The organism is Nonomuraea sp. NPDC049695, assembly GCF_040674955.1.
Classification (GTDB): domain Bacteria; phylum Actinomycetota; class Actinomycetes; order Streptosporangiales; family Streptosporangiaceae; genus Nonomuraea; species Nonomuraea helvata.
Genome location: NZ_JBFANV010000034.1, coordinates 1 through 20,452, shown reverse-complemented (window position 1 = coordinate 20,452; position 20,452 = coordinate 1). Strand labels below are relative to the sequence as shown.

The 20,452-nt window shown below is 70.0% G+C and carries 19 protein-coding genes, 1 tRNA gene and 1 pseudogene; 12 read left to right on the top strand and 9 right to left on the bottom strand.

The window, feature by feature from the left end:
- Positions 1-30 precede the first annotated feature (30 nt).
- Genes AB0J64_RS27275 through AB0J64_RS27250 form a run of 6 tightly spaced genes read left to right on the top strand, consistent with a single transcriptional unit; the run spans position 31 to position 4,582 of the window.
- Entirely contained in the window at positions 31-1,836 is a 1,806-nt protein-coding gene (locus AB0J64_RS27275) for an MDR family MFS transporter (protein WP_364032423.1), read from the top strand.
- The gene (locus AB0J64_RS27270) at positions 1,833-2,246 is read left to right on the top strand and encodes a hypothetical protein (RefSeq protein ID WP_364032420.1); all 414 of its coding nucleotides are present in this window, start codon (positions 1,833-1,835) and stop codon (positions 2,244-2,246) included. The genes AB0J64_RS27275 and AB0J64_RS27270 overlap by 4 nt, the downstream gene beginning before the upstream one ends.
- Positions 2,243-2,479, top strand: coding sequence for a hypothetical protein (locus tag AB0J64_RS27265; protein ID WP_364032417.1), 237 nt, complete (start codon positions 2,243-2,245; stop codon positions 2,477-2,479). The genes AB0J64_RS27270 and AB0J64_RS27265 overlap by 4 nt, the downstream gene beginning before the upstream one ends.
- A gap of 13 nt (positions 2,480-2,492) precedes the next feature.
- On the top strand, positions 2,493-2,969 hold the full coding sequence (locus tag AB0J64_RS27260; protein ID WP_364032414.1) for a universal stress protein: 477 nt from the start codon (positions 2,493-2,495) through the stop codon (positions 2,967-2,969).
- Positions 2,970-3,016: 47 nt separating this feature from the next.
- Positions 3,017-3,724 (top strand): M15 family metallopeptidase, encoded by a 708-nt coding sequence (locus tag AB0J64_RS27255; RefSeq protein WP_364032411.1) that lies wholly within the window; start codon positions 3,017-3,019, stop codon positions 3,722-3,724.
- A 12-nt stretch (positions 3,725-3,736) separates the two neighbouring features.
- Positions 3,737-4,582 (top strand): NUDIX domain-containing protein, encoded by an 846-nt coding sequence (locus AB0J64_RS27250; protein WP_364032408.1) that lies wholly within the window; start codon positions 3,737-3,739, stop codon positions 4,580-4,582.
- Between the two features lie 14 nt (positions 4,583-4,596).
- Here AB0J64_RS27250 and AB0J64_RS27245 read toward each other — a convergent pair whose 3' ends face one another.
- Positions 4,597-4,923 carry an STAS domain-containing protein gene (locus AB0J64_RS27245; RefSeq protein WP_364032405.1) on the bottom strand — a complete coding sequence of 109 codons (327 nt, stop codon included), beginning with the start codon at positions 4,921-4,923 and terminating at the stop codon, positions 4,597-4,599.
- A gap of 51 nt (positions 4,924-4,974) precedes the next feature.
- Between AB0J64_RS27245 and AB0J64_RS27240 the strand changes: the two genes are divergently transcribed.
- A tRNA-Ser gene (locus tag AB0J64_RS27240) sits at positions 4,975-5,061 on the top strand.
- Position 5,062: 1 nt separating this feature from the next.
- Here the strand turns inward: AB0J64_RS27240 and AB0J64_RS27235 are convergent.
- Complete coding sequence (locus AB0J64_RS27235) at positions 5,063-6,901, bottom strand: AAA family ATPase (RefSeq protein WP_364032402.1); 1,839 nt, start codon at positions 6,899-6,901, stop codon at positions 5,063-5,065.
- A 114-nt stretch (positions 6,902-7,015) separates the two neighbouring features.
- Here AB0J64_RS27235 and AB0J64_RS27230 point away from each other — a divergent pair, with 114 nt between their 5' ends.
- Together AB0J64_RS27230 and AB0J64_RS27225 are read left to right on the top strand one after the other, a co-directional pair.
- Positions 7,016-7,972 carry an NAD(P)H-quinone oxidoreductase gene (locus AB0J64_RS27230; RefSeq protein WP_364032399.1) on the top strand — a complete coding sequence of 319 codons (957 nt, stop codon included), beginning with the start codon at positions 7,016-7,018 and terminating at the stop codon, positions 7,970-7,972.
- A gap of 5 nt (positions 7,973-7,977) precedes the next feature.
- Positions 7,978-8,493, top strand: a complete 516-nt coding sequence (locus AB0J64_RS27225; RefSeq protein WP_344999351.1) for a bacterial proteasome activator family protein — start codon at positions 7,978-7,980, stop codon at positions 8,491-8,493.
- Positions 8,494-8,565: 72 nt separating this feature from the next.
- Here AB0J64_RS27225 and AB0J64_RS27220 read toward each other — a convergent pair whose 3' ends face one another.
- The gene (locus AB0J64_RS27220) at positions 8,566-9,336 is read right to left on the bottom strand and encodes an HAD family hydrolase (RefSeq protein WP_364032395.1); all 771 of its coding nucleotides are present in this window, start codon (positions 9,334-9,336) and stop codon (positions 8,566-8,568) included.
- A gap of 250 nt (positions 9,337-9,586) precedes the next feature.
- Here AB0J64_RS27220 and AB0J64_RS27215 point away from each other — a divergent pair, with 250 nt between their 5' ends.
- On the top strand, positions 9,587-9,790 hold the full coding sequence (locus AB0J64_RS27215; protein ID WP_043619750.1) for a cold-shock protein: 204 nt from the start codon (positions 9,587-9,589) through the stop codon (positions 9,788-9,790).
- 139 nt (positions 9,791-9,929) lie between these two features.
- The gene (locus tag AB0J64_RS27210) at positions 9,930-11,288 is read left to right on the top strand and encodes a hypothetical protein (RefSeq protein ID WP_364032392.1); all 1,359 of its coding nucleotides are present in this window, start codon (positions 9,930-9,932) and stop codon (positions 11,286-11,288) included.
- On the opposite strand, the gene serS is transcribed toward AB0J64_RS27210, so the two are convergent.
- The 4 genes from serS to AB0J64_RS27190 all read right to left on the bottom strand — a co-directional run bounded on the left by serS (position 11,252) and on the right by AB0J64_RS27190 (position 15,211).
- The gene (gene serS, locus AB0J64_RS27205; RefSeq protein WP_364032389.1) at positions 11,252-12,514 is read right to left on the bottom strand and encodes a serine--tRNA ligase; all 1,263 of its coding nucleotides are present in this window, start codon (positions 12,512-12,514) and stop codon (positions 11,252-11,254) included. The genes AB0J64_RS27210 and serS overlap by 37 nt on opposite strands.
- Before the next feature lie 74 nt (positions 12,515-12,588).
- Complete coding sequence (pheA, locus tag AB0J64_RS27200) at positions 12,589-13,512, bottom strand: prephenate dehydratase (RefSeq protein ID WP_364032386.1); 924 nt, start codon at positions 13,510-13,512, stop codon at positions 12,589-12,591.
- Between the two features lie 51 nt (positions 13,513-13,563).
- Complete coding sequence (locus AB0J64_RS27195) at positions 13,564-13,983, bottom strand: DUF4446 family protein (RefSeq protein WP_364032383.1); 420 nt, start codon at positions 13,981-13,983, stop codon at positions 13,564-13,566.
- Between the two features lie 22 nt (positions 13,984-14,005).
- Positions 14,006-15,211 carry a glycosyltransferase 87 family protein gene (locus AB0J64_RS27190; RefSeq protein WP_364032380.1) on the bottom strand — a complete coding sequence of 402 codons (1,206 nt, stop codon included), beginning with the start codon at positions 15,209-15,211 and terminating at the stop codon, positions 14,006-14,008.
- A gap of 191 nt (positions 15,212-15,402) precedes the next feature.
- Here AB0J64_RS27190 and AB0J64_RS27185 point away from each other — a divergent pair, with 191 nt between their 5' ends.
- A complete protein-coding gene (locus tag AB0J64_RS27185; RefSeq protein WP_364032377.1) occupies positions 15,403-17,766 on the top strand; it encodes a hypothetical protein in 2,364 nt (787 codons plus the stop codon).
- Positions 17,767-18,256: 490 nt separating this feature from the next.
- Here the strand turns inward: AB0J64_RS27185 and mptB are convergent.
- Both mptB and AB0J64_RS27175 read right to left on the bottom strand, forming a co-directional pair.
- Positions 18,257-19,420 (bottom strand): annotated as a pseudogene (gene mptB / locus AB0J64_RS27180) (polyprenol phosphomannose-dependent alpha 1,6 mannosyltransferase MptB); the annotation flags it as partial.
- A 122-nt stretch (positions 19,421-19,542) separates the two neighbouring features.
- The gene (locus tag AB0J64_RS27175; RefSeq protein WP_364032374.1) at positions 19,543-20,277 is read right to left on the bottom strand and encodes a glycosyltransferase; all 735 of its coding nucleotides are present in this window, start codon (positions 20,275-20,277) and stop codon (positions 19,543-19,545) included.
- Between the last annotated feature and the right edge of the window lie 175 nt (positions 20,278-20,452).

The following is a 20,452-nucleotide window of genomic DNA, read 5'->3' as shown; positions in this document are numbered from 1 at the left end:
AGTAAAGCTGTAGTAAGGGGATGTGGTGTAGTGGTTGCGCAGGCTGAGGCCGCACCCCCCGCGAGGCGGCAGTACACCCACCGCGAGATCCTCGAGGTCATGTCCGGGCTCATGCTCGCGATGCTCACGTCGATGATCTCGACTTCGGTGGTGGGCACGGCGCTGCCGACGATCGTGGGGGAACTGGGCGGTCAGGACCAGTACTCATGGGTCGCCTCGGCGACCATGCTGACGATGACGGTCTCCACGCCGTTGTGGGGCAAGCTGTCCGACCTGTTCGGGCGCAAGCTCCTCTTCCAGACGGCCCTGGGGCTGTTCGTGGCGGCCTCGCTGGTGGCCGGTCTCTCCCAGGACATCGGGCAGCTCATCGCGGCGCGGGCCGTACAGGGCCTTGGCGTGGGTGGTTTGTCGGCACTCGCGCAGGTGATCCTGGGGGACATCGTCTCGCCCCGCGAGCGCGGACGTTACTCGGGCTACATGGGTGCGGTCTTCGGGATCTCCACGGTCGCGGGTCCGCTGCTCGGCGGGTTCCTGGTGGACACCGACTGGCTGGGCTGGCGCTCGTGCTTCTACGTCGTGGTGCCCTTCGCGGTGGTGGCCTTCATCGTGATCCAGAAGGTGCTGAAGCTGCCGAAGGTCAAGCGGAGCACCTCCATCGACATCTGGGGCGCGACCACGATCACGGCCAGCGCGAGCTCGCTCATGCTGCTGCTGACGCTGGGCGGCGTGGAGTTCGAGTGGAACTCGTTCTGGACGTACTTCCTGGCGGCGCTCTGCCTGCTCATGCTGGCCCTGGCGGTGGTGTCGGAGCGGACCGCGCGTAACCCGATCCTGCCGCCGCGCCTGTTCCGCAACCGCACGTTCGTGCTCACCAGCCTCGCCTCGCTGTTCGTCGGCATGGCGATGTTCGGCGCGATGATCTACCTGCCGCAGTACCTGCAGATCGTCAAGGGTCTCAGCCCGACCAAGTCCGGCCTGATGACGCTGCCCATGGTGGTGGCGCTGTTCCTGGCCGGCGTGATCTCCGGGAAGATCGTCACGCAGACGGGCAAGTGGAAGATCTTCCCGGTCGCAGGCCTGCTGATCGTCGCCGTCGGGCTGTTCATGCTCTCCAAGCTCCACGTCGACTCGAGCGAGTGGCTCATCGGCTTCGACGTGGCGGTGCTGGGCATCGGGCTCGGCCTGTCCATGCAGATGCTCATCCTGGCCGCCCAGAACGGCTCGGAGCTACGTGACATGGCCTCGACCACGTCCGGCGTGTCGTTCTTCCGCTCGCTGGGTGGCGCCGTCGGTGTGGCGGCGTTCGGCGCGATCCTGACGAACCGCCTCAAGGACGAGATGGCCGACATGCTCAGGGCCGCGCACATCGCGCTGCCCGGCGGCGGGAACGTCAAGCTCGGCAGCCCGGGAGCCATCCAGCACCTGCCCGAGCCGATCAAGAACATCGTGCTGGAGGCGTTCACGCGTGGCCTGGAAACGGTGTTCCTGGTGGGCGTGCCCATCGCGCTGATCGGGTTCGTGGCCACGATCTTCCTCAAGGAGCTGCCGCTGCGCGGCAGCTCGACGCCGCCCGCGGCGCCGAAGCCGCTCAGCAAGGACGACCTCGTCCTCGCCGGGCTGCTGCTCGAGCTGATCGCCCAGCGCGTCGAGCGCACCAACGGCGAACGCTCCGCGCTGCTCAGCGCGGTCGCCAAGATGGCGCCGCCGGACGGCCGAACCGAACGCGAGCGGGCCAGGTCGGTCGCGAACAGCGTGCTGCGACCCACCTCGCGCGCCCTGATCGCCCAGGCCACGCCCCCACAGAAAGACCTCGTAACAGGAGGAATCTCACAATGATTCGCAAGTTCGTGGGCACCGTCGCGGCTGCCCTGGCCGTGCTGGCCGGGCTGTGGCTGATGATCGCCCCCTTCGCGCTCGGCACCCAGCCGGAGGACGCCGACTGGACGAACGCCACCCAGTCGGAGTTCTTCAGCGGCCTGGGCGTGGCCGTCGTGGGGCTGATCGGCGCGATCTGCTTCGTGGCGGCGATCTACGAGGAGCTCGTGGCACGGGGCCTGGTGGTCGTACGTCAGCGCCGGCCCGAGCCGGAGCCCGAGCCCGTGCCGGCGGCGCCCCAGGCGTCGTCCGCCGAGCTGGCGACCCTGCTGGCGCCGCTCGTCGAGGCGCTGCGCGAGGACCTCAACAACTCGGGTGAGCACCGCCGCAACGGCAAGGCTCCCCTGGTCGGAGTGGAGGAGAACCGATGAAGGCAAAGCTGGGCGTCTCCGCCCTCGTCCTGCTGTTCCTGGGCGGCCTGTGGCTGGTCGCCGCGCCGTTCGCGGTGGGCTATCAGGGCAGGGGCGCCCCCTACGTGGACGCGACGATCAACGACCTGTGGCTCGGCGGCGCGCTCGCCGGGATCTCGTTCGTGTCCCTGGTGATCTACGCGGCCGACGCCCTGCGCGAGCTGGCCCGCCGCGGTAAGCATTCAGACGTCTGACGCGGGACATGCCGTGTTCGGCGGTGACACAGACCCCGGACGGGAGCCTCTGACCGGCAGGCTCCCCGCGGGAGAGTTCGAGATCGGCAAGGACGGCGCCGGCCTGCTCGTGGTGGGCTTCGACGGATCGGGCCCGAGCCGCAACGCGCTCGCGTACGCGGCCGGGCTCGCCCGGAGAGACCACGCCGCCCTGCTCGTCGCCTTCGTGGAATCGCTCAACAGCGCCGCCCTGTGGTTCTTCGCCGGGTCGCCGATCATCCCCGACTCGGCGGGCGACCTGAGCGAGGACCTGCGGGACGAGCTGAAGGGCTCGGGCGTGCCGTGGCAGTTCGTCAGCCTGCGCGGTGACGCGGCGCGCGAGCTGGAGACGCTGGCCAGCGCGTACATGGCCGACGCCATCGTGGTGGGGCGCTCGCGCTCCAGGTGGAACGGCTCGGTGGCGGTCGGGCTGGCGAAAAGGGCTCGCCATACCGTGCTGATAGTACCTTGAGCTGCTTGAACGTCGCATATTGTGGCGAGATGAAACGTGCCGCCGCCATGGCGTTCGTGGTGCTCGCCTCCGTTTCGTGCGGGACGCGGGCGCCTGCCACCACCGGCTCCTCATCGACGGTGCCCGCGCCCGCGCAACAGCCTGCCGAGTCGGCCACGCCCACACCCACGCCCAGCTCGACGGCTCCGCCGGCGTTCAAGGCCAAGGTCTCGCAGGTCTCCCGCGACCGCCTGCCGTACTCGTGGCGTCCCGGCTGCCCGGTCAGCTACCGCGACCTGCGGCTGATCACGATGACGTACTGGGGCTTCGACAACAAGCCGCACACCGGCGAGCTGGTGGTGCGGAAGACGGTCACCGACGACATCGTGACGGTCTTCAGGAAGCTGTACGGCTGGCGCTGGCCGATCCAGCAGATGAAGCTGGTGGACGCGTACAAGGCCGACGACTTCGCCTCCATCGAGGCCAACAACACATCGGCGTTCAACTGCCGCCAGGCGACGGGGTCAAGTCACTGGTCCAAGCACGCGTACGGGGAAGCGATAGACGTCAATCCGCTCATTAACCCATACATCACTGCAAGTGGCGAAACGGCGCACAAAGCGTCCAAGAAGTTCACAAAGCGCCCCATGAAAGGGAAGGGCGTAATAAATCCTGGTGACAAGGTGGTAAAGGCCTTCTCTCAGGTCGGCTGGGAGTGGGGCGGGTATTGGTCGGGCGCCAAGGATCTGCAGCATTTCAGCAAGGGTGGAGGCTGAGAGAATCACTCCATGGCGGCTAAGGACGGCGACGGCTGGACCGAGTGCTCCCAGGGCCACCGGCACTGGGGCCTGCACGGCGCCTCCGGGCTCCTTGTCGTACACCATGACGACCGCGGCGTGCCGTACGTGCTCATGCAGAAGCGCTCCTGGTGGAGTCACCACGGCGGCACGTGGGGGCTTCCTGGAGGGGCGCGCGACAGCCACGAGGACGCCGTCACCACCGCGCTGCGCGAAGCCCGTGAAGAGGCGGCGCTCGCCGGCGACGGGCTGCGCGTGCAGGGCGTCTACCTCGACGATCACGGCGGGTGGGCGTTCGAGACGGTGATCGCCGAGTCGGCCGAGCTGCTGGCCGCGGTGCCCGCCAACAGCGAGAGCAGCGAGCTGCGCTGGCTGCCGCTGCCGGAGATCTCCGACAGGCGGCTGCATCCCGGCTTCGCCGCCACCTGGGACGAGATCCAAGGGGAGATCAGGCCGGAGACCATCGTGCTCGACGTGGCCAACATCGTGGGCGCGCGGGCCGAGCGCGGCTGGTGGCGGGACCGGCTCGGGGCGGCGACGCGACTGCTCGAAGACGTGTCGAGGCTGCGCCTGACGCATCCCGTACTGGCGCAGTGGTACCCGCGCGTGGTCGCCGTCGTGGAGGGCGCGGCCAGGAGCGCGCCGGCCGTGCCGGGGATCCAGGTGGTCGGGGCCACGGGGAGCGGGGACGACGCGATCGTGGACGTGGTGCGGCAGGCCAAACCGTGGGAACGCGTGCTCGTCGTCACCGCCGATCGCGGGCTGCGGGAGCGCGTGCACGAGCTGGGCGCCGAGACCGTCGGCCCGAAGTGGCTGCTGTCACAGCTCGGCGGGTGACCCCCGCGGGTCCTTCACCGCTCCGCGCGCAGCACGTCGTCGAAGGCGGCTTTGAGGCCCGTCACGTCGAGCACCCGCTGCAGCACCCCGTGCACGCCGACCAGGCATAACGAGCCGGCGCGCGCGGCGACCCGGCGCTGATGCTCCACCAGCGCCCACAGGCCGCTCGAATCGCAGAACTCCAGCTGCCCGGCGTCGATGACGACCCGCACCCGCCCCTCGGCGAGCAGCTTGACCAGGCAGTCCTTGAGCTGCGGCGCGGTGAGCTTGTCGAGGTCACCGTCGAGGCGGACGAGCGTCGCCGCGTCGCCGCGCTCCACCTCAACGTTGAGATCCGCCACCTCCTGAACGTACACCGCTGTCACCGCAGCCGCTATCGTGGTTTCCGCACAGGAGGGTTCGCATAGTGGACGAGTGCAGCCGCCTTGAAAGCGGCCAGGTCAGCGATGGCCTCGTGGGTTCGAATCCCACACCCTCCGCTCACTTGGGTGCGAAGCCATCGCCCACGTAGGCGGCGAGCTGCAGGAAGGCGTCCCTGGTCGGCTCCTCTAGCCGGTCGAGGTCGATCTCCGCGCCCTCCTCCAGATGCGGGTCGTACGGCACCCTGATCACCGCGCGGCACCTGGCGGCGAAGTGGGCCTCCAGCTTTTTGACGTCGACCGCCGACTTCGAGCGCGGCCGGACGCTGCACAGCACCACGGTCGCGTTCTTCACCAGGTCGGCGTAGTGGTGCGCCTCCAGCCAGTCGAGCGTCGCCGAGGCAGCCCTGGCGCCGTCCACGGACGGGGAGCTGACCAGCACGATCTGGTCGGCCAGCCCGAGCACGCCGCCCATCGCCGAGTGGAGCAGGCCGGTGCCGCAGTCGGTGAGGCAGATCGAGTAGAAGTTCTCCAGCACCTGGGAGACGGCCTGGTAGTCGGCGCCGCTGAACGCCTCGGAGACCGACGGGTCGCGGTCGGAGGCGAGCACCTCGAGGCGCGAGGGCGCCTGTGAGGTGAACGCCCTGATGTCGACGTAGCGCTTGACCTGGTCGCGCTCGTTGAGCAGGTCGCGCACGGTCGCCGAGGTCTCCAGGACGAGCTTGTCGGACAGGGTGCCCCTGTCGGGGTTGGCGTCCACGGCGATGACGCGGTCGCCGCGAATCGAGGCCAGGGTGGCGCCGAGTCCGACCGTGGTCGTGGTCTTGCCCACGCCGCCCTTCAGGCTCAGCACGGCCACCCGGTGATGACCGGCGGTGACCGGCGTGCGGGCCCTGGTCAGCAGTTCGCGGCGGCGACGCGCCTCCGGGGGCTCGCCGGGCTTGATCCAGCCTCCCGACGCCTTGTAGACGAGGCGGCGCCAGCCCTTGGAGGGGGCGTTACGCCGTCCGCGTAGCAGGGACTCCGGGTCCAGGCTGTCCGCCGTGGGGCGTCCGGTGACCGGGGGCCGCGGAGGGGCGGTGAACACCGGGATCGGGGCCGGGCGGCGGTGCCGCTGGGGAGGCGGCGGGATCTCGCGCTCCGCAGGGCGCCACTCGTGCTGCTGAGGACGTTCGGGCTCGTGGACCGGCTCCTCCCGTTCCTCCCGTGGGAGGGGCTCCGCCCACGACGGCTTGGTCGGCTCCGCCCACGAGTGCCGTTCCTCGGGCTCGGTGTGCTGGGGACGCTCGTCCTCCGCGGAGCTGTCACGCCACTGAGGAGGCTGGATCGTCGGGAGGGTGTCGGACGGCTCCGTCCACTGCGGGCGCTCGTTCTTCGGCGAGGTGTCGGCCCAGGCGGCCTCTTCCTCGTCGTCGTCCTCCTCGGCGGATTCCTCCTCGGCTTCGGCGGCGGACGCCTCCGGCTCCTCGGGGGCCGGCTCGGGGGCGCGCGCCCACTCGGGCACCGTCGACCAGGACGTGTCCTCCGCCTCGCCGGCGGCCTGCTCGGGGGCCTCGGGCGGGGTGAACGACAGCGTGTACGTGTCGGTGTCGTCAGGGCGCGGCAACGGCTTCAGCGGAGCGTGGAACGGATCGTCCTCCACGCTCGGCGCCGCCGGCTCCTTCGTCGCCGCGCGGGCCGTGCCGAGCCACTCGGCCGCCTCGGTCTCTCCGTCGGGGAGATCCTCGGCCGCCTCGGCGCCGTACACGGAGTCGACGGCCGCCCGGAACAGCGGTGGCGTCGGCGTGTCCTGCTGTGCCGGGACCAGCCGCCACGGGTCCTGGGGGTACGGCGAGGCGATCGGCTCGTCAGGAACAGCCGTCGAGGCGCTGACAGGAACGGGAGACTCCTCCGTCTCCTTGATCGCGTCGAGCCAGGCCAGCTGTTCCTCTAGCGATTCCTCTCGATCGTGTCTTGCCACCGTGTTCCCCCTCGGGTGGGTCTAAAGGGGCAGCAAACATCTTGCAGGTTAACGCCATAGGCCACCGCGGAGCTCGGCAACCCACAACTTCTTTGCCCGGCTACCGTAGTTCGCATGCGAGCCATTGAGATCGCCGAGCCGGGCGGACCCGAAGTGCTGGAGTGGCGCGAGGTGCCGGAGCCGCGTGTCGAGCGCGGAGACGTGCTCATCGACGTGGCCGCCTCGGCGGTCAACCGGGCCGATGTCATGCAGAGACAGGGATTCTACGATCCGCCGCCCGGCGCGCCGCCCTACCCCGGGCTGGAGGTCTCCGGCGTGGTGGCCGAGGTCGGCTCGGACGTCGAGCACTTCAAGCCGGGTGACGAGGTGTGCGCCCTGCTCGGAGGCGGCGGTTACGCTGAGCGCGTAGCCGTGCCCTGGCAGCAGGTCATGCCGGTGCCTGACGGGGTGCCGCTGGTGGAGGCCGCCGGGCTGCCGGAGGTGGCGTGCACGGTGTGGTCCAACGTCTTCATGGTCGGGCGGCTGCGCAGGGGCGAGACGCTCCTCGTGCACGGCGGCGCGAGCGGGATCGGCACGTTCGCGGTGCAGCTGGCCAAGGCGCTCGGCTCGTACGTCGTCGCGACCGTCGGCAGCGCGGCCAAGGGAGAGCGGGTCAGGGAGCTCGGCGCGGACGAGGTCGTCAACTACCGCGAGGAGGACTTCGCCGACAAGGTGCAGGCCGACGTGATCCTCGACATCATGGGGGCGAAATACCTGGCGGGAAACATCCGGGCGCTGCGCACCGGCGGCCGGTTGGTGATCATCGGGCTGCAGGGCGGCCGCAAGGCCGAGCTCGACCTGGGAGCGCTGCTCGCCAAGCGCGCCGCCGTCCACGGCACGACGCTCCGCTCGCGTTCCGTGGACGAGAAGGGCGCGATCGTCCGTAGTGTCGTGGAGAACGTCTGGCCCCTGGTCAGCGCGGGAGCGGTGCGCCCTGTGGTGCACGCGGAAGTGCCGATGCCGGATGCCGCTGAAGCGCACCGAATGTTGGATTCGGGAGAGCACGTCGGCAAGATCCTGCTAGTACGGTGAGTGTTATGAATGCTGAGGACAACAACACCCCCCACATCGTGGTGGTGGGCCCTGACTTCCAAGGTCAGGGCGATAGCGGTGAAGATGATCGATCGGTCACGAACCTGGTCGAGCAGCCCGCCAAGGTGATGCGCATCGGCAGCATGATCAGGCAGCTCCTCGACGAGGTCCGGGCGGCTCCCCTCGACGAGGCCAGCCGCAAGCGGTTGAAGGAGATCCACGAGTCCTCCATCAAGGAGCTCGAGGACGGCCTGGCACCGGAGTTGGTCGACGAGTTGGAGCGCCTGTCGCTGCCGTTCACGGAGGAGAACGGCGCGCCACCGAGCGAGGCGGAGCTGCGCATCGCGCATGCCCAGCTGGTCGGCTGGCTCGAAGGGTTGTTCCACGGCATCCAGACCACGCTGTTCGCGCAGCAGATGGCCGCCCGTGCCCAGTTGGAGCAGATGCGCAGGGCGCTGCCCGGCGTGCCGCAGGGCGACGACCAGCACCGGCCGCCCGGCGGCTCGGGCCCGTACCTGTAGGGGGCAGCCGCCGACTGCGGCTGTCTGTAGCGGCGCAAGCGCCTGCTGCCGGTAGCTGCTGGACGCAGGCAGCTACCGGTAGAGCCGCTCGATCACCTGGGCGACGCCGTCCTCGTCGTTGGCCGCGGTCACATGGTCGACCGCCGCCAGCACGTCGGGATGCGCGTTCGCGACCGCGTACGACGTGCCTGCCCAGCTCAGCATGGGCAGGTCGTTCGGCATGTCACCGAACGCGATCGACTCCGAGGGCTTGATCTCGTGCTGCCCGGCGAAGGCCGCCAGGGCCGACGCCTTCGTCACGCCCTGAGCGCTCATCTCGATCAGGCCCCTGCGGCTGGAGTGGGTCGCGGTCACCAGATGGCCGACCAGCTCGTGCACGGCGGCCTGCAGCTCGTCCGGACCCATGACGGGGTGCAGGGCGAGCAGCTTCACGCATGGACGCATCGTCACGGAATCGACACGTACCGCTCGGGCCTCCTTGTCCAGGCCGCCGAGCAGGAAATCGGACTCATGCGCAAAACCCACTTCATACTCGACCGAAAATGCGAGATCGGACACGTTCGCTCTTAGCTGATCCACGACTTCCTGGAGCACGTCCACCGTGATCAGGTGAGATTCCACTATCTGTTCGGTATGGAGATCGTAGATCAGTGCCCCGTTCGCACAGATTGCGAGCCCACGGTGACGTACGGCACCCGCGACCTCACCCATCCACCGGGGCGGACGCCCCGTCACGAACACGAGCATGGCTCCCGATTCCTCGACTTTGCCGAAGGCCGCCGCCGTGCGGGGAGACACGGTTCCGTCGGTGCGCAACGCGGTCCCGTCGAGGTCGGTGGCCACTAGGCGGGGTGTGGGAAGGCTCTGCATAACAGGTTCCAGTTTGCCCGGTGATGCCGTCTGACAGAAATCTTTGTAGGTACGGGAACACCAACGCTCCAGAATGGTGTTAGATGTGATGGCGTTGTATTAGCTGATCCCGTAGTGAAAACCAGCATGACTTTGTCTGAGCCACCCCGGGTGCTTGCTGTACGACACACCGGGACCCACGAGGTGTGGGTCCCATAGATTCACATCCTGAGGGAGAGCTTTTATGGCTCAGGGAACCGTCAAGTGGTTCAACGCTGAGAAGGGCTTCGGCTTCATCGCCCCGGACGGCGGTGCGCCGGACGTGTTCGTGCACTTCTCTGAGATCGTCGGCAACGGCTACCGCAGCCTTGAAGACGGCCAGCGGGTCGAGTTCGAGATCACGCAGGGCCAGAAGGGGCCGCAGGCCTCTCAGGTCCGAGCCATCTGACCTGTAGCAGCTAGAGAGGCCGGGGTTCGCTTCCAGCGGGCCTCGGTCTTTTGCTTGTTCCAGGTTGGTCACGGCCGCGAACCTTCCCCGCTTCCCGGCCATCCACCTCTACATGAGGTACGCCTGGTTATGTCACCCCGTGACCGTTGCCGGGGTTTTCCTGCTCTTGGTCAACGACCACCTGCTCAAACAGGCCTGGCCCGGGTTCCTCACGGGCAAGCTCAGTGACGTCGCGGGGCTCGTCGTGGCACCCGCGCTGGTGGCGCTGCTCTTCCGGCGGCGGGCCGACCTGGCGGCCACCGTACTGACCGGAGTGCTCTTCACGCTCGTGAAAAGCACGGAGACGGGCGCTCAGCTCGCCTCCCATGTCTGGACCCTCGTGGCGGGCCCGTCGCGCGTCCTGGCCGATCCCACGGACCTCCTGGCCCTTCCCGCGCTCGCCCTGGCCTGGTGGGTCCGCCACCACAGCCTGCAGGCGCACTCCTCGCGCTGGCGAGTGATAGTCACGATGCCGCTGGCCGTGCTGGCGGTCACCGCCACCTCGGCCGCGCCCTCTCCCACCGCCCGCTCCGTCGAGGTGGACGGTGACCGGATCGTCGTCCATGTACGGGACGGCGTCGCGCGGATCTCCGAGGACGGCGGGGTCACGTGGTCGGAGGGCGACACCTGGAACGAGAAGGAGCGACAGCCGCTCCAGAGCGCCGCCTGCGTGCCCATGCAGGCGACGCGGTGCTACCGGGTGATGCCCAACCGGATGGCCGTCGAGCAGTCCGACGACGGCGGCAAGACATGGGGCCCGTCGTGGGCGCTGACCGGCGGCGACCGCGAGCGGCTCGAGCGGCGGTACTCGCGCAGGGACGGGCGGGCCGCGATGGCGCTGGCCGTGCAGGCCCGTCCGGGCGGACACGTCGTGGTCGTCGCGAACGGCTTGGACGGCATCCTGATCCGCGACGTGTCCGGTGAGTGGCGGCGGGTCGGCTGGCCCGGCTCGCCCGAGATCGGCGCGGTGGACCTGTCCCCGGAGCGCAACGTCGCGCTCTTCCTGGCCGCGTGCATGCTGTTCGGCGGCGCCGGAGCGGGGCTGCGGCAGTTCAGTCGTGCCTACACGGGCTTCGCGGCGCTCGCCTCCCTGGGCGTGCTCGCCGCTCTCATCGGCTGGACGGGGACGTGGTCGATGAGCATGGACATGGCGCCCGTCCTGGCCCTCGTCGGCGCGCTCGCGGCCCTGGCGGGCGGCGTGGTCTGCCTCGTGCTGGCGGCGGCCGGCCAGGCCCGGCCGGTGCCCGCCGCCGTCGGGGTGCTGTCCGCGCCGCTCGTGTTCGCGAGCGTCTACACGCCCTTCTACGGCTGGTCAACGGGCATCCCGGGCCCGTACTGGGTGGCCGTCGTCCTGGCCGTGGTGCTGACCGCCCTGGTGCTGGCGGGGGGCGCCGTCCTCATCAGGAACGACGCCCGCCGCGCCTACTTGGACGGCTCCAGCACGTCGAGGCCCACGTAGGGCCGCAGCGCCGCGGGAATCACCACGGAGCCGTCGGCCTGCTGGTGGTTCTCCAGGATCGCGACGATCCAGCGGGTCGTGGCCAGGGTGCCGTTGAGCGTGGCCAGGTGCTGCGGCTTGCCGTCCTTGTCGCGGTAGCGGACGGCGAGCCGGCGCGCCTGGAACTCCGTGCAGTTGGAGGTCGAGGTCAGCTCGCGGTAGCGGCCCTGGGTGGGGATCCACGCCTCGCAGTCGAACTTGCGGGCGGCCGACATGCCGAGGTCGCCCGCCGCCGTGTCGATGATCCGGTACGGGACCTCGATCTTGGCCAGCATCTCCTTCTCCCAGGCGAGCAGGCGCAGGTGCTCCTCGTGGGCGTCCTCGGGGCGCACGTAGGAGAACATCTCGACCTTGTCGAACTGGTGGACCCGGATGATGCCCCTGGTGTCCTTGCCGTACGAGCCGGCCTCGCGGCGGAAGCACGACGACCAGCCCGCGTAGCGCAGCGGCAGGTCACCGGCGTCCAGGATCTCCTGGGCGTGGTATCCGGCCAGCGCCACCTCCGAGGTGCCGACGAGGTAGAGGTCGTCCTCGGGGAGGCGGTAGATCTCCTTGTCGTGGGCCACGTGGAAGCCGGTGCCCTGCATGGTCTCCGGCTTGACGAGCACCGGCGTGATCATCGGCGTGAACCCGGCCTCGATCGCCTGCTGCATGGCCATGTTGAGCAGGCCGAGCTGCAGGCGGGCGCCGACGCCCTTGAGGAAGAAGAACCGCGAGCCGGACACCTTGGCGCCCCGCTCCATGTCGATGGCGCCGAGCGCCTCGCCCAGCTCCAGGTGGTCCTTGGGCTCGAAGTCGAACGTCCTCGGCTCACCGTGGGTCTCGAGCACGACGTAGTCGTCCTCGCCGCCCTCCGGCGCGCCCTCCTCGACGATGTTGGGCACCGCCTGCAGGAGCTCGTCGAGCTCGGCCCCGAGCTTCTCCGCCTCCGCCTCCGCGGCCTTGACCTGGCTCGCGAGGTCCTTGGCCCGCTGGAGCAGCGCGACCTTCTCCTCGCCCTGCGCCTTGGAAACCGACTTGCCCATGCTCTTCTGCTCGGCGCGCATGGACTCGAACGAGGTCAGCGCGGATCGGCGGCGCTCGTCGAGGTCGAGCAGCGTGTCGACGACGGAGTCGTCCTCACCGCGGGCACGCTGCGACGCCCGTAGCCGGTCGGGATCCTCACGAAGGGTACGCAGGTCAATCACAAGCCAAAGGCTACCGGCGCGCGGCGGCTCCTCGCCCCCGGATTACCGCGTACATGCGGATGCTTGCCTGCCGCTCAGACCTGGCCTGCCCGGATGCGCGCTAGCCAGTCGCCCGCCTCGGCGAACTCAGGGTCGGACGTGCCCCGCTTGATCTGCGGCGCGATCCCGTCGGCCCGCGGGTAGCTGCCGAGGAAGCGCACGTCGCCGCAGATGCGGTGCAGCCCGGCGATGGCCTCACCGACCCGGGCGTCGGCGATGTGGCCCTCGAAGTCGAAGTGGAAGAAGTAGCGCCCGATGCCGTCACCGGTCGGCCGCGACTCGATGCGCGTCAGGTTGACCCCGCGCACGGAGAACTCCGTCAGCATCTCCAGCAGCGCGCCCGGGTGGTCGTCGGCGAGGAAGACGACCAGCGTGGTGCGGTCGGAGCCGGTCGGCTCGGGCAGCGGACCGCCCGGCCGGCTCACCTTGATGAACCTGGTCACGGTGTCGGACCTGTCGCCGATGTCGGCGGCCAGCTGCACCAGCCCGTAGTGCTCCCCGGCGATGCGGGCGGCGATGGCGGCGTCGTACGGCGAGCCGGGCAGCGACACCTCCTGCGCCGCCGCCGCGGTCGAAGGGGCGGCGACCACGACGGCTTCGGGCAGCTCGCGCGCGACGTAGGCGCGGCACTGCGTGATGGCCGCGGGATGCGTGTAGACCCGCTTGATCTGGGGGATCCCGGTGCCGGGCCGGGCCAGCAGCGAGAACTGCACCGGCAGCAGCAGCTCGGCCGTGATCAGCAACGGCTCGCCCCAGGCGAACTCGTCGAGCGTCGAGGTGATCGCGCCCTCGATGGAGTTCTCCAGCGGGACGACGGCGCCGTCGGCGTCGCCGGCGCGCGCGGCGTTGAGCGCGGCGCTCACGGACGCGCAGGGCAGACGCTCGGCCGTCGGGTCGAGGAGCCGCAGGGCCTCTTCGGTGAAGGTGCCTTCCGGTCCGAGATAGGCGAGTCTGGGCATGCATCAAGAGTATCCGCAGGTGGACCGCCCATGCGCCCATTCGGGGTGTGTCTACAGCGCCTCTGAGGCCCGTGACGCGATCATCGGCCCGAGCCCCAGCCTGGCCGCCCGCACCGCCTCTTCCTCCTCCGGCGACAGCGGCTCCCGCCCTTTCCCGCCGACCACAGGGCGGATGTACGTACGGGTCTCGCTCCGCCCGTTGATCGAGGTCAGCACGATGCCGTCACCGAGGCCGTTGATCATCGCCACGGAGAACGACAGCCGCCCGGTCATCTCGGAGAGCGCGTCGTACCGGCAGACGGCCACGTCCCTGATGGCCTTGAGATCGCCCATGCCCTCGCTGATCTGCCGGGCGAGCATCCGCTGGCAGTCCTCAACGGCCGCTCTGGCCTGCCGGAGCGCCCTATACCCGATGAACACGCCGCTGACCCCGGCGATGAAGCCCACGATCACCCATGTGGTAACGAGCACGGGACAGAGGGTAATGGTTCGGTCATGTGATCTCGCGCCGTTTCGGCAACCAGGTCGCCAACATCCACACGAGAGCCAGCGCCCCCAGCCCGAACCCGTTCTGGACGATCTTCCCCAGCACCAGGCTGACCCCCGGGATGTCGGCCGCCTTCAACGAGACCCCCCACCAGGGGATGGGGAGGACGTAGAAGAGCCACACGCCCGCCGCCGCCCGCAGCCTGACCGGGTCCCGCCCGTCCCCCACGATCGCGGCGAGCACCACGACCACCCAGGCCAGGTGGTGGATCCAGGCGACCGGGGAGAGCAGCACGGCCATCAGCCCCGTCAGCGCGACCGCGGTCAACCGGTCGTTCGCCTGGTACGCGTCCCGCGCGCCGCGGAAGCCGTACCACGCGACCACGGCCACCACCACGATCCAGATCAGGGACGTCGCCGGATCGGGCAGGTAGAGGCGGAGCAGCATGCCGCGGATGGACTGGTTCGTGGTGGCCTCGTTCGCGCCGACGCGGCCGGGATCGAGCAGCGCCCAGAACCAGAAGTCGGCCGCGTCCCGCGGGATGACCGCGAACGGCAGCAACGTCAGCAGCGCCGCCGTGAAAGCCGCCATGGAGAACGTCCGCCACTGCCGCGTGAGCAGCAGGTAGATCAGGAAGACGCCCGGCGTGAGCTTCACCGCCGTGGCCAACCCGATCAGGAACCCCCGCGGCCACCAGGGCCTCTTCGCCAGGCAGTCGGCCGCGCAGAGCGCGACCAGCAGGATGTCCACCTGCCCGAACCGCACCTGGTCCCTGATCGGCATCAGGTACGTGCAGGCCACCATGAGCGCCGCGAACACCCACGGCACGTACTTCCGCAGCGCCTCTCCTCGCAGGACCTCCCTGAACGAGAACCCCACGGTCACGGCCAGTGCCACGAAGATCCCGGCCGTCCACACCCACTGGGCCGTCCCCCAGGACATCTCGGCCAGCGCCACGGCCATCATCGCCGCGATGGGAGGATAGGTGAACGGCAACAGCTGCGGGGCCGGCGTGACGTACTCGTACACCGGCCGGCCCTCGAGCAGCATCTGCCCGCCGGTACGGTAAACGTCGAGGTCGACCAGGCGTTGATCGTCGGGATTGGTGAGCCACATGTGCACCAGGGGCACGACGGCCGCGGCGACCACGAGCCCCGCGACCACCCACGCCCACCACTGCCGCCGCATCACGCGTACCTCGCCACTTGTCACGATGTGGCACGTTACCGTGGCTGTTATTGATCGAGGGGCAATCACTGGGGGTTCCGTCCATGCCACATGCGCCAACGCCGGAGCACGTCCTCGACGTTCGGACGCGCGCACGGGCTCTCGCGACCCGGGCAAGCAGGCGCGCCCTCGCCACCCGGACGAGCCGACGGGCGTTCGCCGCGCTCATTCTCAGCATGGCCGCGGCGACCTGCCTCCTCCCATCGGCGGCCGCCGCCACCCCTCTCACCAGCACTGATCTCCACGCGCACGGGCTTACGACCGACACCCGGGCACCAGCCCCCGCGGCCCTGCGAGTCGCCAGGAAAGAGCCGGTCGCCCAGGCGGCTCGGGTCGCGCTCATCGGCGTGCCAGGCCTCGAATGGAGCGACCTGGACCCGTCACGAACCCCCAACCTGTGGGCCCTCGTCGGCCAGGGCGCCTCGGGCTCCCTCTCGACGCGTGCCGTACCGCCCCCGGACCGCGGCACCACCTGCCCCACAGCGGGCTGGCTGACCATCTCGGCAGGCCAGCGAGCGGGCACCGCGGGCAAGGGCTGCCCTCAGCCCCCGGTCCCACAATCCGCGGGAGAGGCCGCCAGGATCCCGAACTGGCAGGCCCTGACCGCGTACCAATCCGAAACCGGCTACGACGCCCAGCTCGGCACTCTGGGCCAGTTGGTGGCGGACAACGGGGGCAAGGTCGCCGCCGTAGGCCCGGGCGCCGCGATCGCCGCGGCCGACAAGTCCGGAAATATTGCCAAATACGCCCCCGCCGTCGACGCTGTCGACTCCATCGGCGACCTCAACCCGTACAACCTGATCATCATGGAGGCCGCCGACCTGGCCACCGCCTGGGCCAGGCAGCCCCTGGACGAGTACGGCGTCCCCACCCCGCTGCCGACCGCCGACCGCCAGGCAGCCGCGGCCCGAGCGGACCAGCAGATCGGCACCCTGCTCGCCAAGCTGCCCCCCGACACCACCGTCCTGGTGGCAGGCGTCTCTGACGTGACCCCGAACGCCCACCTCCACGTGGCGATCGCCAAGTCCCCGAGCGGCCGGCCGTACGGCCACGGCTATCTGACCGCCACCTCCACCCGCCAGGACGCCCTGGTCACGATCACCGACCTGACCGCCACCACCATCCAGCTCCTCGGCCTTCCCGTCCCGCGCCAGGTGGTGGGCCGCCCCTGGCAACCCGACGGCACCGCCTCCGCCGCACCGGCCGACACGGTGTCGGAGCTGGCGGACGGCGACCTGGCCAGCCAGGTGCTGCGGGAGGTCCGCGGCCCGTTCTTCACCGTCCTGGTTACGGTCCAGCTCCTCTTCTACGCCCTCGCCGCCTTGGTCCTCCGCCGCCGCCGCTCCTCGAACAGCCCGGAAACGACCGGCTCAGCGCCCCCCGCCACCGCTCCGGAAACGGCCGGCTCAGCGCCCCCCGCCACCGCTACTGCAACGACTCACGCTCCCTTGCCCGCCGACTTCGCGGCGACCTCCAAGCTCCTGAAAGCCGTCCAGATCGTGGCGGTGGTCAGCGGCTCCATCGCCGTCTCCACATTCCTGGCCCAGCTGGTGCCGTGGTGGACGCTGCCGGTGCCGATGCTGTCGGTGATCGTGACGATCGTGGCCATCGCCGGTCTGGTCACCGCCCTGGCCTTCGCCGGCCCCTGGCGGGCCCACGTGCTGGGCCCGCTCACCGTGGTCGCCGCCGTGACCTCCCTGGCTCTCCTCATCGACGTCATGACCGGCTCCAAGCTCCAGGTGAACGCCGTGACCGGCTACGAGCCCGTGACCGGAGGACGGTTCTACGGATTCAGCAACATCGCCTTCGCCGTCTACGCCACAGGCACCATCCTCGGGCTGGCCGGGGTGTCGCAGTGGCTGCTCGGCCGGGGCGTGTCCAGGACCGTGGTCGTCGGGGTGTGCGCCGTGTACGGAGGGATCGCGGTCTTCGCTGACGGGTGGCCTTCGTGGGGGGCGGACTTCGGCGGTGTCCCGGCGTTCGTGATCGGCCTGGCGGTCTTCCTCATGCTGCTCTCCGGCAAGCGGGTGTCCCTGCTGAGGCTGCTGCTCGTCGGTCTGGTGGGGGCCGGGCTCGTGGGCACGCTCTCCGTCGTCGACTGGCTGCGTCCCGATGACCAGCGGACTCATTTGGGCAACTTCGTCCAGCAGATCATCGACGGCCAGGCGTGGACCGTGGTCTGGCGCAAGTTCAGTGCCATGATCGGCGTAACCGTAGGGAACTGGTCACTGACCCTCCTCTCGCTGGTCGCGCTGGCCTTCCTCTTCCTGGTGCTCGCCCGTCCGTCACGCTGGGGCGTCTCGGCGCTCAGCCAGGCGTACCACCTGGCCCCGACGCTCCGGGCGGGCCTTTTCGGCGCTCTCACCTGTGCCTTCGTCGGCTTCCTGATGAACGACTCCGGCATCGCCATCCCCGCTATGGCCCTGACGGTGAGCGTGCCTCTGACGCTGGCGGCCTGCGTCCGCGCCCTGCAGCTCGCCAGGCCCACAGGAGCAGCCCCGCCGTCAGAGCAAGCAGCGCCCACGCGAGCTGAGGCCTGAGCTCGCTCCTGAGCCAGTCGAGGTCCTGTGGCGGTCCCACCACCCTGGCCGGCAGGTACGCGAGCGACAGGACCAGCAGGTGCGCGACCACGAACCCGTCCACCGCGGAGGCCCCCACCAGCGCCAGCAACCCGAGCGCCAGGCCGTCGTACCAGGGCAGGATGTACGGCGTGGCGAACAGGTACGCCACCACCAGCCCCACCGCGACAACCGGCGCCGCGAGCCCGCCGGTTCCACGGGAGTCGCCTGCCCCGCCCGCCGCATGGTGACGCGCCTCGCCCTGCACGGCATCGCCGGGACCACGCTCCGCATGAGGACCCACCTCGCTCGATGCGGTCGCGTCGCCGGCCACCTCCCCTGCGTGGTTTCCGGTCTCGTCAGACGCCGCGGCGGTGCCTGTCTCGCGCGTGGTGCGTCCCAGCGCTGGAGCGGCGTGGCCGCCCTCCCCGACCGGCTCGACGCCCGGCGCGCGCGCTGCGAGCTCACCTGAGCGTCGTGAGGCCAGGCGGAGCAGGGACCAGGCGATGAGTACGAGGACGAGGAGTGAGCCGATCTGGATCTCCGCCCGGTAAGCGCTGCCGGTGCCCACGATGGCCTGGAGCCAGCCCTGGACGAGTTTCCAGAACGAGACGTGGGAGATCGACTTGCTGGTGCGGGTCACCGGGGCGATCGCCTCCGGGCCGACGATCGCGTACCCGGCGGCCACCACCACGAGCGCACACGCCGCCATGAGAGCCAGGCGGCCGGGTCGTCGCCGTAGCTCCCAGGCCGGACCGAGCGCCACCAGACCGGCGTTGACCTTGATCGCCACGCCCAGCCCCAGCAGGAGACCGGAGCCCATGGGGCGGCTTCTGGCCAGCAGGGCGGCGACCATGCAGGCGATGGCCAGGGTGTCGACATGCATGCCCGCCACCAGCTGGTAGAGCAGGAGCGGGTTGGCTGTCCACAGGAGAGCGCCCCTCAGCCGCCTGATCGGGTCGTCCCGGGTGAAGCGATCTATGAGGAGGCCCGTCACGATGAAGGCGGCGGCGTTGAACAGGGCCAGCACGAATATCGTCAGGCGGAGCGAATCGCCGCCGATCCAGCTCGCCACAGCTTGCAGAGCCGTCGCCACGGGGCCGTACACGCTCGGCTCCTCACGCCACGGATCCTCGACCGCGTCGGCGATGGGGTCGCCCGGCAGGTCGACCGCCCCATGGGTGTAGGGGCTCAGGCCGAGCGTCACCATGCGGCCGTAGGCGGCGTAGTTGAGGTGGTCGCCGGAGCCGGAGGGAGGCAGGAACGCGAGGATCGCGGCGGTCACACAGCCCGTGAGCACGAGGATGCGGGCGCTGGGCACCCGCCGATGGCCCCATACGCCTCTCCTTGAGCCGAGCAGCCCTGGGTCAGGGGTGCGGATCAAGGCGAGGGCGGTCAGGAGGCCGAGTCCGCCCAGGATGAGCGCGCTCGCGGCGAGGGCGATCACCAGGTGGGGCTCGGGGTGGACGTCCAGAGAGTACGGCGGGTGCCGGCTCGGGCCGGTCAGCGCGGGCACCATCGGCGACGGGCCCAGAAGGCCTATGGCGATCGTCAGCAGGATCGAGGCGCCGATCGCCGCCGTGGCCGCCCCCGCGAGCCGGCCTCGTGCCTTGTCGTGCCGCTTCTCCGAAGTCACCGGCAAATTCCAGCACACTCGCCAGGCGGCCTTGGACGGGCGAGGCGTGGCTGTGGATAACCCGCGGCCCCGCGCCGCACAGCCCGGATGATCAGATCGACGGTCGAAGGGTGTGGAGATGGTCAGCGATTGGGGCGGAGTTTGTCGAGATTTTGGACGACAAGCGGGTCTCTGGTGGCCAGGGCGAGCGCCACGTCCCGAAGTTGTCTGGCGCGATGGAGCTGTGCCCGCCAGTCCGTCCCCGTGGCGCGGTGAGCCATCTCGACCTCGACCTCGACCACCCGGAACCTCTTGCGCAGCAGGTCGATCGTCATGGCCGTCTCCACCCCGAACCCGTGCGCCAGCGGGCGCGCCGCTTCGAAGGCGGCTCTGGTGAGGCAGCGCTGACCGTTGAGGGGCTGCGCCGGCTCGAAGCCGGTGGCGCGGCGGATGCCCTCCTTCGACAGGCGTACGACTAAGCCGTGGCCGCCCAGCTTCACCCTCGTCGTGAAGACCGCGACGGTCATGTCGGCCTTGGACGCGCGTACGGGCTCGATGAGAGGCGCGGCGGCGGCGGCCGTCGCGCCCAGGTCGGCGTCCAGGAAGAGCAGGTGGCGAGGGCTGCGGTCCTCGTCAAGGAGGCGGACCGCCTCCGCTCCTGTCTCCATCGCGGCGGCCTTGCCCTTGTTGCGGCTGTGACGCACCACGCGGGCTCCTGCCGCACGCGCCACCCTGCCGGTCTGGTCGGTCGAGCCGTCGTCGACGACCACGACCAGATCCACGCCGGGCAGATCCGCGGCGGCCGCGATGGTGGCCGCGATGCGGTCGGCTTCGTTGACGGCCGGGATGACCACCGCTGTGTCACCGCCACTGCTCACCGAGCATCACCTCCGCACACCACACCCTCCCGAAGCCGAGCACCAGGGCCGAGCACCATGGCCGACCCCGAACGCGACCTGCTCCGAGCGCCACAGCCGGCGTCCTGAACACGGCCCCGTCCGAGCGCCGGTGCCCGCGGCTACCACGCCGTGCTCGGCCGGTCCGAGTCGGGGC

Bases quoted from the DNA above. Each gene is read 5' to 3' on its own strand.
- AB0J64_RS27270 (WP_364032420.1), top strand. From the start codon at position 1,833: ATGATTCGCAAGTTCGTGGGCACCGTCGCGGCTGCCCTGGCCGTGCTG.
- AB0J64_RS27265 (WP_364032417.1), top strand. From the start codon at position 2,243: ATGAAGGCAAAGCTGGGCGTCTCCGCCCTCGTCCTGCTGTTCCTGGGC.
- AB0J64_RS27255 (WP_364032411.1), top strand. From the start codon at position 3,017: ATGGCGTTCGTGGTGCTCGCCTCCGTTTCGTGCGGGACGCGGGCGCCT.
- AB0J64_RS27250 (WP_364032408.1), top strand. From the start codon at position 3,737: ATGGCGGCTAAGGACGGCGACGGCTGGACCGAGTGCTCCCAGGGCCAC.
- AB0J64_RS27230 (WP_364032399.1), top strand. From the start codon at position 7,016: ATGCGAGCCATTGAGATCGCCGAGCCGGGCGGACCCGAAGTGCTGGAG.
- AB0J64_RS27225 (WP_344999351.1), top strand. From the start codon at position 7,978: ATGAATGCTGAGGACAACAACACCCCCCACATCGTGGTGGTGGGCCCT.
- AB0J64_RS27215 (WP_043619750.1), top strand. From the start codon at position 9,587: ATGGCTCAGGGAACCGTCAAGTGGTTCAACGCTGAGAAGGGCTTCGGC.
- pheA (WP_364032386.1), bottom strand. From the start codon at position 13,512: ATGCCCAGACTCGCCTATCTCGGACCGGAAGGCACCTTCACCGAAGAG.
- AB0J64_RS27185 (WP_364032377.1), top strand. From the start codon at position 15,403: ATGGCCGCGGCGACCTGCCTCCTCCCATCGGCGGCCGCCGCCACCCCT.